The 13,433-nt window shown below is 43.9% G+C and carries 15 protein-coding genes; 2 read left to right on the top strand and 13 right to left on the bottom strand.

All coding sequences use genetic code 11. The annotated features are described in order from the left end of the window. Positions 1 to 150: 150 nt before the first annotated feature. From M3636_RS22250 to M3636_RS22205, 10 genes are all read right to left on the bottom strand, one after another. On the bottom strand, positions 151 to 1,257 hold the full coding sequence (locus tag M3636_RS22250; protein WP_251384052.1) for an ABC transporter permease: 1,107 nt from the start codon (positions 1,255 to 1,257) through the stop codon (positions 151 to 153). Between the two features lies 1 nt (position 1,258). Beyond that, positions 1,259 to 2,416: an ABC transporter permease gene (locus M3636_RS22245; protein ID WP_251384051.1), complete on the bottom strand. Its 1,158-nt coding sequence runs from the start codon at positions 2,414 to 2,416 to the stop codon at positions 1,259 to 1,261. Between the two features lie 4 nt (positions 2,417 to 2,420). Continuing rightward, positions 2,421 to 3,338 carry an ABC transporter ATP-binding protein gene (locus M3636_RS22240; RefSeq protein WP_251384050.1) on the bottom strand — a complete coding sequence of 306 codons (918 nt, stop codon included), beginning with the start codon at positions 3,336 to 3,338 and terminating at the stop codon, positions 2,421 to 2,423. Positions 3,339 to 3,630: 292 nt separating this feature from the next. Then, complete coding sequence (locus M3636_RS22235) at positions 3,631 to 4,734, bottom strand: PsbP-related protein (RefSeq protein ID WP_251384049.1); 1,104 nt, start codon at positions 4,732 to 4,734, stop codon at positions 3,631 to 3,633. A 185-nt stretch (positions 4,735 to 4,919) separates the two neighbouring features. After that, positions 4,920 to 5,084, bottom strand: coding sequence for a DUF3934 family protein (locus tag M3636_RS22230; RefSeq protein WP_082560289.1), 165 nt, complete (start codon positions 5,082 to 5,084; stop codon positions 4,920 to 4,922). A gap of 131 nt (positions 5,085 to 5,215) precedes the next feature. Beyond that, positions 5,216 to 6,439, bottom strand: a complete 1,224-nt coding sequence (locus M3636_RS22225; protein WP_251384048.1) for an MFS transporter — start codon at positions 6,437 to 6,439, stop codon at positions 5,216 to 5,218. Positions 6,440 to 6,507: 68 nt separating this feature from the next. Beyond that, entirely contained in the window at positions 6,508 to 7,107 is a 600-nt protein-coding gene (locus M3636_RS22220; protein ID WP_128100368.1) for a TetR/AcrR family transcriptional regulator, read from the bottom strand. A gap of 236 nt (positions 7,108 to 7,343) precedes the next feature. Continuing rightward, a complete protein-coding gene (locus tag M3636_RS22215) occupies positions 7,344 to 7,514 on the bottom strand; it encodes a hypothetical protein (RefSeq protein ID WP_164848566.1) in 171 nt (56 codons plus the stop codon). An 87-nt stretch (positions 7,515 to 7,601) separates the two neighbouring features. Beyond that, complete coding sequence (locus M3636_RS22210; RefSeq protein WP_128100367.1) at positions 7,602 to 7,784, bottom strand: hypothetical protein; 183 nt, start codon at positions 7,782 to 7,784, stop codon at positions 7,602 to 7,604. Positions 7,785 to 7,963: 179 nt separating this feature from the next. Then, entirely contained in the window at positions 7,964 to 8,383 is a 420-nt protein-coding gene (locus M3636_RS22205) for a VOC family protein (RefSeq protein ID WP_128104307.1), read from the bottom strand. A 273-nt stretch (positions 8,384 to 8,656) separates the two neighbouring features. Here M3636_RS22205 and M3636_RS22200 point away from each other — a divergent pair, with 273 nt between their 5' ends. Next, complete coding sequence (locus M3636_RS22200) at positions 8,657 to 9,409, top strand: class I SAM-dependent methyltransferase (protein WP_251384047.1); 753 nt, start codon at positions 8,657 to 8,659, stop codon at positions 9,407 to 9,409. Between the two features lie 90 nt (positions 9,410 to 9,499). Here the strand turns inward: M3636_RS22200 and pbp4 are convergent, their stop codons facing one another. Continuing rightward, positions 9,500 to 11,611 carry a penicillin-binding protein PBP4(5) gene (gene pbp4, locus M3636_RS22195; RefSeq protein ID WP_128100365.1) on the bottom strand — a complete coding sequence of 704 codons (2,112 nt, stop codon included), beginning with the start codon at positions 11,609 to 11,611 and terminating at the stop codon, positions 9,500 to 9,502. Positions 11,612 to 11,757: 146 nt separating this feature from the next. Here pbp4 and M3636_RS22190 point away from each other — a divergent pair, with 146 nt between their 5' ends. Beyond that, positions 11,758 to 12,162, top strand: coding sequence for a CBS domain-containing protein (locus tag M3636_RS22190; protein WP_056692743.1), 405 nt, complete (start codon positions 11,758 to 11,760; stop codon positions 12,160 to 12,162). A 199-nt stretch (positions 12,163 to 12,361) separates the two neighbouring features. Here the strand turns inward: M3636_RS22190 and M3636_RS22185 are convergent, their stop codons facing one another. Together M3636_RS22185 and M3636_RS22180 are read right to left on the bottom strand one after the other, a co-directional pair. Next, a complete protein-coding gene (locus M3636_RS22185) occupies positions 12,362 to 12,811 on the bottom strand; it encodes a hypothetical protein (RefSeq protein ID WP_128100364.1) in 450 nt (149 codons plus the stop codon). A gap of 42 nt (positions 12,812 to 12,853) precedes the next feature. Continuing rightward, positions 12,854 to 13,327 carry a GyrI-like domain-containing protein gene (locus M3636_RS22180; protein ID WP_128100363.1) on the bottom strand — a complete coding sequence of 158 codons (474 nt, stop codon included), beginning with the start codon at positions 13,325 to 13,327 and terminating at the stop codon, positions 12,854 to 12,856. Positions 13,328 to 13,433 lie beyond the last annotated feature (106 nt).

Here is a 13,433-nt window from a genome sequence, read left to right as displayed (position 1 = left end):
GCTAGAAATGGAGTAGCGGAGCGTAGGCAGAACTACGTGAGCAACGGACATTTCGGCTGAATCCCATATTTGACGCTGAGATGCCATCAGGCATCCTTCGTAATCAAAAGCGAACTTTTTGAACAACCTCTTTAAGAGAATTCGAATCTATTATATATCTTCTGTCCTCACCCTTGTCAGCAATAAGAAAATTATCGCAGCGCAGACGAACAAACTGATGATATGCACAGCAACCATACTACTATTACCTGTAAAACCACTGAACATATCATTGTTCAGTTCAGTGATCCACTGGGTTGGCAGAAATCGTGCCAGCTTCTGCATCCCTTCAGGCATAATTGAACTTGGCCATAAGGTACCTCCCAGCATCGCCAGAGGTAGCGATACAACAGTAATAAGCAGCCGTCCCGTAGACATTTTGGATGTACGACTTATGAGTAGCAACCCAAGTCCTGCTGCAATCATGTTTAATAGTCCATAGGCTAGCACGAGTAACAGAAGTTCCCACACAGATAGGGAAAGATCTATTTGGAAAACGCCTGTCATCAAGGCAACCATAAGTATAAATTGTCCCACACCAATCACCGCAAACACACTAACGGTCTGTAGATAGTAACTTAATTTGCTACCTGCAGCCAGTAATAGGCGCTGGGTTGTGGTATGCACTTTATCACCTAGGAATAATAGTGTGTTCGTCATCGTAAGAAACATAATAATAAACACAATCATATTGAAGGAACTCGTCAAGACAACTGCATTAGGATTCCCTAAAATCTTCTGCTCCACTTGAATTGGAGCGCTCGCTGCAGCGGCTTCTTTCATACTTGTGGTTAATGATTGTTCGCTTGTCGCATTTTTGGCGAGTGTTTTCAACACAGAAAACACACTGTTCAGCTTAACCTGCAATGAATTCGAATTTACGCTTGGTTCATTCACATAGCTACTCACATTCAGTGTGTCCGGATCAGCAGTGATATCCGCAATTGTTGGCGTAAACACGATACCCAGATTAGTACGATGATGAATGGCATCATCTGCGGATGAGGCCTGTGTAATGGTGACATTTTGCTTCTTCAGCATGTCTGATACATATGAATTCACCGTTGTATCCTCTATATACATTGTAAGTGTAACCTTCGTCGCTTCCTCATACTGCGCAACGACCGAGTACGTAAATACAACGGGCAACAATAAAATCAGGATAAACGTAAGCTTTCGTTTGAAAACCCGCTTGAGATATAGTTCGAATACCCGCACCTTATCGAACCACCTTTCTAGTCAGGGAGTACACCGAAATGAGGAGAAATCCCATTGCGGTAATAAGCGCTGTGAATACAGGCATCAGATCTATGACACCTTGCTGAATATAATCAAACATAGGACGTTGGAACACTTCATTGATACTTATTGAACTCAGCTCTCCCATATCCAGTTTAACGAATCCACCACCCACAAACGTCATCACTGGAATCAATATGGTGACTAGACCATCCACTTGCTTGATTCGACGGGCAATCACACCGAGCAGCAATCCCAACGCATTGAAGAAGATGGCACCTGCAAGGATAATGAACAACACAAACATAATGCTATCTCCATAGCTAACATCGAAAAACAATTTGGCACATACGACGATGACTACTCCTTGCATGATGGATATCGTCACACCTGTCAGAAATTGCCCCATAATTAACGCTGTCTTGGAGATTGGAGTAACCAGATAACGATCCTCCAACGCTTCACTGTATTCTTCCTGTACAAAGTTCATCGTGTTAGCCAGACCATATACCAGGATTAGAACAAGCATGGTTACACCGTAATAACTCATTGCTGAAATACTGGAACCACTTGATGAGGCAGATGCCCGATCTGTTTCTCCAGATGCAGTTAACATATTGCTGTACTGATGAGAGTAAACGATGTTCTGATTGCTTGCACTTGCGATTTCCATCGCCAAATATCCATCCCCGTAGGCAGATAACGCCAAATCGGTTATATTTACTTTTTCAATATGATTGTCTTTCCCATATACAGTGATATTACCAATCTGATGTGCTTCATAGTCCAGCGTTAGATCACTAGGCAGATAGATAAATTGTTCCACTTGACCAGACTCGAGCATTTTCATAGCTGTCTCACTACTCGTCTGTATCTGGATGTCGAACATCTCTTCATTGGCAGAACTACTCAAGAAAGCAACTACATTTTTGCCGACTTCACCATCATCTTCATTCACAACTACAGTAGAGATCTGTGGGATCAGAGAATGCTTCGATTCCTGATCCTCTGACTGGAATACCCCTGACAATGCGTTGCCCAGAATCAGAATTAACAACAGGGGCAGCAGAATATAATTTACAAACACGACAGGGTTCTGAAGCTTGCGCTTCATACTGGTAGCAAATATCGTCCACATCGCTCTAATCCCTCAAGTTCTTTCTGGTTAATTGGAAAAAAACTTGCTCTAGATTCGGCGTTACATATTGAAAGCTCTTCATGTCTTCCCCGAAAGATTCTCTGATCTGACTTAACGTGTTTATATCATTTTTGGGAACACCAAGCTCTACACGATTGCCATCTGACAGTAGTACAACGTAATCTTCAAGCTGCTTAGCATACGCTGTACTTTTCTGTTGTAGCTCCAATCGAATGATAGCCTGATCGGTATACTCCTGAATAACGTCATGTAGCTTGCCTTGGCATAACAATTGTCCGTCATCCATAATACCGACATGAGAACAGATCTTCTCAACCTCTTCCATATAGTGCGAGATATAGATAACCGTCGTTCCGAGCTGATTCAGCTCTGTAATGGCATCCAAGATGCGATTACGGGATTGTGGATCAACACCAACCGTTGGTTCATCAAGTATAATGACATCCGGGTTGTGGACAATACCACATGCGATGTTAAGCCTTCTTTTCATACCGCCGGAGAACTTTTTAGGTTTCTGTTTGCGTTCTTCCCACAGTCCCACGAATTCAAGCGCGAAGCGAACTTGGTTTTTCAAACGTTCTCCCTTTAATCCATACAACTTACCGAAAAACAACACATTCTCATAGGCAGATAAATCATAGATCAACGCTAGATCCTGTGGAACGTATCCTACACGTTTGTTTGTACTTGCATTGAGATATTCATTAAACCACTGAATTTTCCCACTTTGGGGCTTATCTAGTCCCAATATCACTCTGGTTAACGTGGATTTGCCCGCACCGTTGGGGCCAAGCAATCCATAAATTTGACGATCCCCCACCGATATTGACAGTTGCTTTAATACAGGTTTCTTCTTGTTATAACTGAACTGAATATTCTCTCCGGCGAATACGGTTTGCATTAATCCTACCTCCCAATCACTTCATGCCTTGTATGTAAATTGAGTGTAGCATCCCGCTAAAATACTTACGTTATATAGTCATAACATGCAGATATGATGTCATAACTGTACCTCCAAAGATACAAAATGATGACTTAACTGTTAAAGCAAAATACATGTTGGTATGTCATACACAAAACAGCGATCCCCTAGATACGACGTACCGTATCCAAAGAGCCGCTGTAATATTATAGTTTGAGCTATTTCAGTGAACTGTGCTGACACAAGTTCAAGTTCACGTCGTTCGTGAATGTTACTTTTCAGGCTCCACATACGTACTCGTGTACATTTCATAGTCTTTTTTCACCCGATCAAAGCGGCTCTCTGTGGTGTAGAATATAATCTCTACAAAATGCTTTGGTGACTCCAGAATGGTGCGTAACTCAGCGGTTTGGCGCTTATTATCCACGTAGTGTCCTTCCAGCTGTATGCCTTTCAGACCGTTAATTTCAACAGGTATCATCTCTGGTATGGGAGTATCCTTACCATCCGCGTAGACTTCAGCGACATATCGCCCGTAATCCTCTAATGTTAGATCTGAACCGAACTCATCCTTGGATGCAAGGTATATCGACAACTGCTCATTATTCTCTGCCAAAGATATATCAAGCGCTGATTCCGATAGATCAAATTCATGAACCTGCCAGTTGGAAGGTGTGCTAATCTGGAACTGTGCGTATTTTCCTTGATGGGCAACCAATTCTGTCGAAGATGTGCTATAGTCCGTTGGCTGGTCATTCAAAATACGGAGATGCTTAGCCACTTGTTGTTCAAAAAACTCCTGATCTACTGCCGTAAATTGGTACATCTTCGTATATGTAATGATATAGAAATGCTGATCCGTCTCTAGAAATGCTGTGATGTATCCGAATTGATGTTTGCCATATTTCGTGCGTCCTTCTTTTACATAGGCTTCTTTTTGATCAATTATCAACTGACTTGTTCTAATCACCTCATCACTTGTGTCTACTGACTCTTGTGCTGCATTTATGTTTTCCTGATGCCGAACCATATAATCCGTCAATGACATGTCTGGAATATAGTCTTCACGGTTCACACGGTCAATTCGAAGTGATTTCGTTTGATCCTTTGTAGCTAATTTTAAAAGGGACGGGCTGATCTCCTCCGTAACAACTTCCCATTCGGAAGGGAGGCTGACTGATAGTTCTTTCTGCTGAGGATAGAACGTTACGAGCTTTTCCACAGCATCTTTTGAGGAAACGATGGACTCCGAGTTGATGGTGGGCTCAGATACATAGGACGGTGTAGAAGGTTCACTGCATCCAGTAAGGGTAGCCATCGCGGACAAACTCAGTATAGTAGTACATACAATGCCTTTGGTAACATGCTTAGCCAATGATATAGACTCCTTTGATAAAATAATGAGAATAATGCTCTCTGCAAGTTAGAGGTTTATTTTACCATTTATATCGGCAATTTGGATGGAATAATAAAGTGGCACTTAAGTAAAAAAAGAGATCTGCCCCTGTCTTTAGGTCAGATCTCTTCATCATGAACACCTCACGCTTTGCCAGTCCCCACTCACTGGGACTTGTCATCTGAGGTTTCGTTATCATCCTTTTTCTTCGTACCCTTACTCTTATAGGGTTTCGGTGCACTTTTGGCACGATTGGCACTCGCTTGCCAGCGATTCCAGCCTTTTTTGCCTGTACCGCGGCCTGTTCCGCCACCTTTAGATTTACTCATCGTATCACTCCAATAATCCTGTATATGCTTAAAAATGACCATTCTAGATAACGTTCATCGTAACCCAGCCCAATTATTCACTTCCAGCATCTATTATTATAACAAAATATCACTTCAAATATCGTTAATCGTTACATTTCGGCTTTCAGTTGTCTAGCCTGTTTGCCTCCTCTAAGCACCCACATGGATAATAGGAAACAAATTCCTAGCACAATGGAAGCAGAAACGTACGGGTAATTAATATTTACATCAAATAATGCCCCTGCAACAATCGGTCCTGCGATATTGCCTAGACTTGTATACGCTGAATTCAATCCCGCCACAAAGCCTTGCTGCTCCTGCGCTAGTTTGGACATTTGTGTACTGATTGCAGGGCGTAAGATATCCATTCCAAGGAACACAATAAAGGTAACGACCAGAATCAGCCAATACGTATGCACGAATAAGGTCAGCATGACAAACACTGCTACAAAAAACAGACAGACCGAAATGACCTTTTTCTCCCCAAACCGGTTCAGTAACCAGCCGATGAGAGCGACCTGCACTACAGCCCCTGCAATGGAACCAAACGTAATGATGAACGCAATATCCTGTGTTGTAAATCCGAATTTTTGATATACAAATAGCGAGAATACCGTCTCATAGTTTGCAAGTCCAAATGCCATCACGAATACGATAATCAAACTGAAAAAGTAAGGCGCCTGATATGATCGTAGCAATTGAGATGCCAAGCTCTGTGTTTTAACCTTAACTTTAGGTGCTCCCACATCAGGTTTACTCGTTGCGGGACTACGCGTCGACTCTGGCAAAATGGCCAATGTGATGAGTGCTGCTAACAAACCGGCAACACCTGCAGCGTAGAACGGAATCCGAATACCGAACTCAGCCAGATAACCACCGATACCAGGCCCAATGATGAACCCGGTTGAGATCGCGGCATTGATTAATCCCATTCCTCGACCGCGTTCTTCCTCTGTTGTTATATCTGCCGTGTAGGCCATAACTGCCGGGAAAATCAACGCTGCACCAATGCCGCCAAGCATACGCGCGGCGAAGAGCAGCACAGGTGCATTAACCGCACCAAACATAAATTCGGATACAGCGAAGATTAACATACCGACGACGATAATCCTTTTGCGCCCCAAAGCATCAGACCAACGGCCCGCCACCGGGGAGAACAGAAACTGTGTGAAGGAAAATGCCGCTACCAGCAGTCCCACCGTGAATCCGGTAATATGCAGTAGCTCCATATACGCAGGCATAATGGGCACAACAAGACCTATACCTGTAAAGACGAGAAAAATATTAACCATTAATAGTAGTAATGCGCCCCTATTGCGCGTTAATAAAGCCATGATTGCATCCTCCGTAGTTGTCAAAATGTTGCCTGCTCATATATTCCGTTCAAGTGGCAACCCTATGTTCAATCCTTATCTTTTGCAATGCCGTGCAAGAATACACTTGCAGCGTGACGATATAAGGCAAGAGCCTGTTCTGGCTCCATACTGCGCGACATGTGACTTAGTCCGATAATGGTACTTTCCAATATAAGCGCGAGGTGATCTACGTTGTCGGCCTTGAACTCTCCGTTATCGATCCCCTCTTGTACCAGTTGTCTGTTAAATTGAATATGCCGCTCAAACATCACCGTGATGCGTTCTTCGATATCGTTCTCTTTCTTCTCCTTGGTGAAGAATTCATCGGCTGCCTTGGTCAGTGGGTGATTCATCTCATCCAGGACAAGCTGTTCTGCCAGACCGTAAATTTTCTCGGTAGAGGTGCGATAGAGATGCTCCTTGGCTGTCCAATTTTCTTCCCATTCCCGATCCCATTCATCGATTAAATATAAAAAGAGACCTTCTTTGCTTTTGAAATGGTAATATATATTGCCCTTGCTGCTTCCCGTTGCCGCCACGATATCTTCAATGGATGTTGCCTTATAGCCTTTTTGCACAAAAAGAGCTCTAGAGGCATCCGCTAGTTTCTTCTTCGTTTGCTCTGTTTGAAGTTGCTTTTTGTTCATTCTTTCACTCCGTTTCTTACATACTGCTTGCATACTGAACATTCGTTCTATATTTTAACGGATGAATGTTTAATAAGCAATATCCTATCCCGGTTGTTTTCGTGACAAAAATGACATACCCGGTTCGCCTCTTCACGTGACTTCTCTCTTCTCCAGCGTCAATGGCAGTCTAATATACAACAAAGAAGGTGCCATCTGGCACCTTCTTAGCTTCTATTTATCTGGCTTAATACCGATTATTGTTGTCCCGCACGTACCCTAATATTCCCGAGTTCATTGGCATTGATGGCGAAGGCATTACCACCCTGACCCACCGAAGCTTTCGCAGATTGTGTCGCATGAAACTTCAAACGACTTTTGTCTACCTCTACCCGGTTTACGTGTTTAGCTTGTTTTTTCTTAGCCACACCGATCTACCTCCCAGTCTTAATCGTTCTCTTTTGTAGAAACAGAAGCATGGTGAACACTTCGCATTCATTGATTCATTGACCAGACTAGCGTTTACGCGAGGATCTGCTTCCCTTCTTCTTCTCTTTTATAATCTGAACATTAACAGCATTACTCGCAAGCACATTCCCAGACTCCGCGTAACCTTTGGCAGTTTGGTGAATCTGAATGACAATGTACTGATTCTTCCCGACACGATAACGGTAACTTTTCACATTGGAACGGTTCATATCCATCTCCCTGTACATCGTTGTGGTCATGCATGCTCTATGTTATTCATGTCCATATTCGAGGGGCTGTGTGAATGCTGTATGTACGATAGATTTCTCAAAAAAACAACCTTCCTATGGCATAGGAAGGTTATCTCATTTAATGTATACACTTTATTGTTTATATGCTTAATGTTCAATTATTCTCCAGCAGGGAATGCACTCATATCCATATAAGTTATTTCCCACAAGTGATCGTCCAGATCTTGAAAACTCCAGCCATACATGAAGCCATGATCCTGCGGATCATTGTAGTGCTTGCCGCCTGCATCCAGAGCAGCTTGTACAATCTGATCGACCTGTTCACGGCTATCTACGGATAGCGCAACGATAACTTCGGCCGTCTCGGCAGCATTAGAGATTTTCTTAGGAATGAACGATAGAAAACGCTCTTCCACCAGCAGCATAGCATAAATGTTGTCCCCAATGATCATACAGGTGGTTGATTCATCCGTAAAATTAGCATTAAATTCAAAACCGATCTTGGTGAAAAACTCCACTGATTTCTTCAAATCTTTGACGGGTAGGTTAACAAAAATCTGATTTGCGCTTACAGCCACCATCGATCACCTCGATCTGTTGAATTAGATTCCAACTCAAAATAACATTTCGCATATAGGCTGTCAAATGATTATACTGGTTATATTCCAAATGGTGAGGTGACAAGCATGTTATTCCAATTCGTTCGAAGTAATTAGTTATCGGGCTGGGTCAAAACGCGTACCAGCTATGCAGGGATACGTCTGTCTTCTTGACCTAACTCAGCAGGTTACTGTATCGAACGTGAATAACATTACCACTTGTTGTATCAACTCAAATTTGGAGGAATACGAATGAAACAAACCATACAATATGATGCTTTTTATGAACAGATCGGGGCGATCAACGGTTGGGATTTTAGTTCCATTCAGGTTGTATCCGAAGGTGTCCTATGGAACCTGTATACTGAAGTTATGCGCCACACACGCCCCTCTGATCTCTTACTCGACATTGGCACAGGTGGCGGAGAAGCTCTACTCGCTCATGCAGCGTCTGCGTCATTACTTGTTGGGATCGATCTTTCCCACGGCATGATGGAGACTGCCCAGCGTAATCTTCTCAAGTCAGGCCACTCCAACGTCCGATTTGTGCAGATGAATGCCGAGCAACTTCAATTCCCGGATCAATTTTTCAATATCATTTCTTGCAGACATGCTCCCTTCTGCGCATCAGAAGCATATCGTGTACTCGCTGATGGAGGTATGTTTCTGACCCAGCAGGTTCGGGAAAATGATAAATATAACATCAAAGAAGCCTTCGGCTTCGAGGCAACCGAAGACTTGCCAACAAGCGCATTAGCGGAGAGATATGTGAACGAGCTACGTGAAGCTGGATTCCGTGATGTTCAACTCAAGGAATATAATGCGACCGAGTATTATGCTCGTCCAGAAGATCTGCTCTTCCTGTTAACCCATGCGCCGATTATTCCTGGATTCGGAGAACGGGCTACAGATGTGCAGACGTTCCAGCGTTTTATTCAGCAATATCAGTGTGATCAGGGAATTCAGACAAATGCCGCACGTTTCATGATAACAGCACGCAAATAAAGCTCTATAGTCTAGCTAAAAAAATAACAAAGAAACAGCCCACCAGACCTTTGGCAATGCAATTCAGGTCTGGTGGGCTGTTATATATTATCATGATGCCGGTACGTTCAATTTCTCCAGAAACGGCTCTAGCTTATCCACGACATAATGACTTCCGCCCCGGCCGTTCACTTGTTCGATTACAGCAGAGATGAGGAAGGACGGGGACTCGGTATCAAACACCACGACGAATCCGTTCTCCTGTCCTTTCTCTCCTTTCTTCGCTTTCAATTCTGCGGTTCCCGTCTTGGCGGCCAGTTCTCCTGGTAGCGGATTAAGGGAATGAGCCGTTCCACCTGAACGGGTAACGACTTGACCGAGTGCATCCTTCACCGTAGCTGCAACATCAGGTGTGATAATCACCTCGGGTTCAGATGTTTCTTTGCCTATAATCAGTACTGGCTTCACCATTTTCCCTTCATTAATAAAGGGTGTAAACGAAGTCGCCAGATGGATCGGAGACATCAACATCTCTCCTTGACCGTAGGACGTATCGGCGAGAAGCACCTCTGATGCAAGATCCAGATGCGCCTCATTTGCATACTGGCTTGGCTTCAAATACAATTCGTCCAATCCGAAGTTATCACCGAATCCAAACTTTTGAATACCTTCGATGAATTTGGCACTTCCCATCTCAATGGCTTCTTGGGCAAAATAGATATTGTCTGAATAGACCAAGGCATCGACCATATTCACCGGTGATACACTCTTCACACGTTTCACATAATAACCGCCCCAGCTCTCATCCTTACGCCATTGTAAACCAGGGATATCATGTTCCTTATCCGCAGTAGTTACGTTCTCCATAAGTCCTGCTGCTGCCGTTATTGCTTTGAACGTTGATCCTGGTGCATAACGATTCGTGAATCGATTGATAAAAGGTAACCCTTCATCTGCGGAATACGCATCCCACTCCGCCTGCGTAAGACCTGTAACCATTTTATTTGGATCGTAGGCTGGCGCACTAGCCATAGCAAGTAGATGGCCATCTGTCGGATTCATCAGCACCATGGCTCCGGCGTCTCCACCGCTGGAAAGGGTCTGATACAATTTTCGCTGTGTTTGCGCATCAATGGTCAACTGTACATCTTGTCCATCGACGGCATCTTTACGAATTAACTCAGACCGTACATTTCCTAGTTCATCCGTTATCTCAATCAAGCCACCTCGCTCGCCGCGAAGTTGTTTCTCCATGGATTGCTCCAGGCCAGCTTTACCAATCCAGTCCTCTGCCCGGTAATAACCTTCGGTATCTTTATCCAGATCCTCTTTTGTCACTTTACGCACATAACCAACCAGATGAGCAGCCGCTTCACCCAGCGGGTAGTATCGAATGGTTTTGGATTGCAGCTTCACGCCATTTAGCCCGTCAGGCACGCTGGATTCATCGGTCGTAGCAATCGGAACAAAATATTCTGGCTTCACCCACTTCTGGTCTAATAGCTTATTAATGGCGTCTACAGACACGTTGTAATGCTGAGCAATCTGGGCAAGTATTGCATCTGGGTTGTCGCCCAGCTCTCCTGGCACAATGCCCCATTCATTGACCGACCCTTTTGTAGCAAGAGGCATTCCTTCATGATCTACGATGCTGCCACGTTCCGGAAATAGTGTCCGCACTCTCACCTTACTGCCTTTAACCATATCTTTGAGAATCATCGACGGCTGCCAATCAATCCGCCAGACTTTAGTGCCATCCTCAAGCTCTTGTCTGACAAGTTTCAACGACTGAGTTTCGTTCAAGTCGCCAAGCAAGGTTGTCAATTGCAGACTATAGTCCACCTCGTAGATGTCAGGGTTCGTTCCCTCGGCGCTTGCTTTTTCACTTGTTCCGGATTCCGATTCGTTGGAATCCGATGTCGTTTCGGTGACCCGCAGTTTCACTTCCGCCTTTACCTCGGATACCTCCATGCCAGAGTAGATTGCATTATACTTTTCCACAAACTGTTCTCTGCTCAGTCCAGATTCATCCAGTGAAGCAGGTGTCATCATCGTATATAGCTGATCGAATTCCTTTTTCTGCAGATGATCTATGTACTGGGCTACAGTGGTCTCTGGCTTCGCTTCTTCAGCCTTACCGTTTTGCATATATAAGTACATTCCGACTCCACCCGCAAACAAGATCGGGAGTAGTCCGTACAAAATTTTATGTTTCTTTTTCATGTCATATCACCTCTACAATATACTATAGATTTCCAAACTCATTTAAACAATGGCACAAATCTGACGAAATTATCATTAAAAATAGCCGAATGCTCACATAATATGTTTAAATAAGGAGAGTGAAATTACTGCAAAGGAGCCCGATGATGGAAATCAGCTATTTTTTACTCCCCAAAGCCGAAGTGGCCTATATCAAGTCTTCTGCTTCCATGAAGGATGCAATCGAGCAGCTTGAAGCGCAGCATTATACTGCCATACCCGTAATTGATCAGGATGGAAAATATGTTGCTACCCTGTCCGAAGGTGACTTGTTATGGAAAATGCGAAGTACGCCTGGATTGACTTTTGATAATATGGATCAGGTTGAGGTACATGAGATTAACAATCGTGTATACAATGAATGCGTATACATCGAGGCCGAAATGGAGGATATGCTGACATTGGCAGCGGATCAAAATTTCGTACCTGTTGTTGATGTGGATCGTGTGTTCCTTGGCATCATCCGTCGTAAAGACATTATCGAATACTATACGCGCAATATCTCTGATTAGAGCAAAAACAACACTTGCCCACTGCACGCTACATAGCACCAAGCTACACTGCTGTACAAGAGGGTGAAACAAATAAGGCGAGCCGCGGCTCGTCTTTTTTGCATGATTTTGGCTATGACACTTGGGTATGTCACCAGGCTAGGTCGTAACTTGCTCTACGCTCAGATTTACTTCATTTTCCTTCAATATAACCCTTCCTTCATTGCGTAGGTTCCTCATCGAGCTTGAAGTACCATTCTAGAAAAACATTAAAATTCGACCATTGTGGTGTACTCTCTCCCCGAAGGAAACGCTCAATTGATTCGCCGAGCTCAACCAAAATAACTTCGCCCGTCACACGATTATAAAAGAATCCTCCCTCACCCTCGAAGCTATCCAGCGGAATATATGCTTCCGGTAGCCCCAACGTGAGCTGTGCTACAGTGATGTCTTCCATATAAACGGTATTCACCATAAACCAGCAAATCTGATAAAGCTCCTGATTTCTACTATAGAATGTAGGCCCATCTTCAGCATGCAAATAAAACTGCGCAAAATCGGACTCCAAATCAATACCCAGTTTCCGTAACGCTTCTTCATAATCTGCCGGGACATCTTCATGCCACCAGCCTTGATCCTCACAGTACTCCATTACCCGAGTTGATAACATGATACGCCTCCTAATGATTGAACCTTCTAGAAATTAACCCGCTTACGACTTTACAGGTATCCACACTTGGGGCGGAGCACCGTCACCACTGTATACTTCAAGTTCCGGAATGCCTGCATGCTCATAAGAACCTGTAGGGAACCATTCAGAGATAATATATGTCCACAAGCGCTGTATCGCTTCTGGCGCAAGTTCTTCTGCTTCAAATACAACCCATTTCACCGCAGGAAGCTCTATTCCATACATGCCTGCTGGAACTTCACCCGAATGAGAGGTAGCAATCCAGTACTCCATTTGCCCGTCATGTAATTGCCTCTGATCTACACAGATACCCACCAAGCCAGGGATTACCCCGTTATTCAACTCGCCCAGTCGATCCTCAATCCCCTCAGCTAGAGCTTCTTGCCACATTTGAGGAATGCCTCTAAGATTCTCACCGTCTACGCAAGAGAAGGTTCGTTTGATCCCGGCAAAAGTAAGAGCCTGCTGCTCAATAACGTTATACTTTACATTCATTAGAATTCCCCTCTCCAATTCGCGCTTGTGTCTTCCCTCAGGAAGACCTTTAACTACTGTATCAAAAGAGTCTTACGAATGGAAATACTATGCTTCCCCTTTGTTC

The organism is Paenibacillus sp. MER 99-2 (assembly GCF_023714095.1).
Classification (GTDB): domain Bacteria; phylum Bacillota; class Bacilli; order Paenibacillales; family Paenibacillaceae; genus Paenibacillus.
This window is presented reverse-complemented; position numbering and strand designations above follow the sequence as displayed.

Excerpts from the sequence above, each read along its gene's own strand:
- M3636_RS22245 (WP_251384051.1), bottom strand. The coding sequence starts at position 2,416 with ATGTGGACGATATTTGCTACCAGTATGAAGCGCAAGCTTCAGAACCCT.
- M3636_RS22240 (WP_251384050.1), bottom strand. The coding sequence starts at position 3,338 with ATGCAAACCGTATTCGCCGGAGAGAATATTCAGTTCAGTTATAACAAG.
- M3636_RS22230 (WP_082560289.1), bottom strand. The coding sequence starts at position 5,084 with ATGAGTAAATCTAAAGGTGGCGGAACAGGCCGCGGTACAGGCAAAAAA.
- M3636_RS22225 (WP_251384048.1), bottom strand. The coding sequence starts at position 6,439 with ATGGCTTTATTAACGCGCAATAGGGGCGCATTACTACTATTAATGGTT.
- M3636_RS22220 (WP_128100368.1), bottom strand. The coding sequence starts at position 7,107 with ATGAACAAAAAGCAACTTCAAACAGAGCAAACGAAGAAGAAACTAGCG.
- M3636_RS22210 (WP_128100367.1), bottom strand. The coding sequence starts at position 7,784 with ATGAACCGTTCCAATGTGAAAAGTTACCGTTATCGTGTCGGGAAGAAT.
- M3636_RS22200 (WP_251384047.1), top strand. The coding sequence starts at position 8,657 with ATGAAACAAACCATACAATATGATGCTTTTTATGAACAGATCGGGGCG.
- pbp4 (WP_128100365.1), bottom strand. The coding sequence starts at position 11,611 with ATGAAAAAGAAACATAAAATTTTGTACGGACTACTCCCGATCTTGTTT.
- M3636_RS22190 (WP_056692743.1), top strand. The coding sequence starts at position 11,758 with ATGGAAATCAGCTATTTTTTACTCCCCAAAGCCGAAGTGGCCTATATC.
- M3636_RS22185 (WP_128100364.1), bottom strand. The coding sequence starts at position 12,811 with ATGTTATCAACTCGGGTAATGGAGTACTGTGAGGATCAAGGCTGGTGG.
- M3636_RS22180 (WP_128100363.1), bottom strand. The coding sequence starts at position 13,327 with ATGAATGTAAAGTATAACGTTATTGAGCAGCAGGCTCTTACTTTTGCC.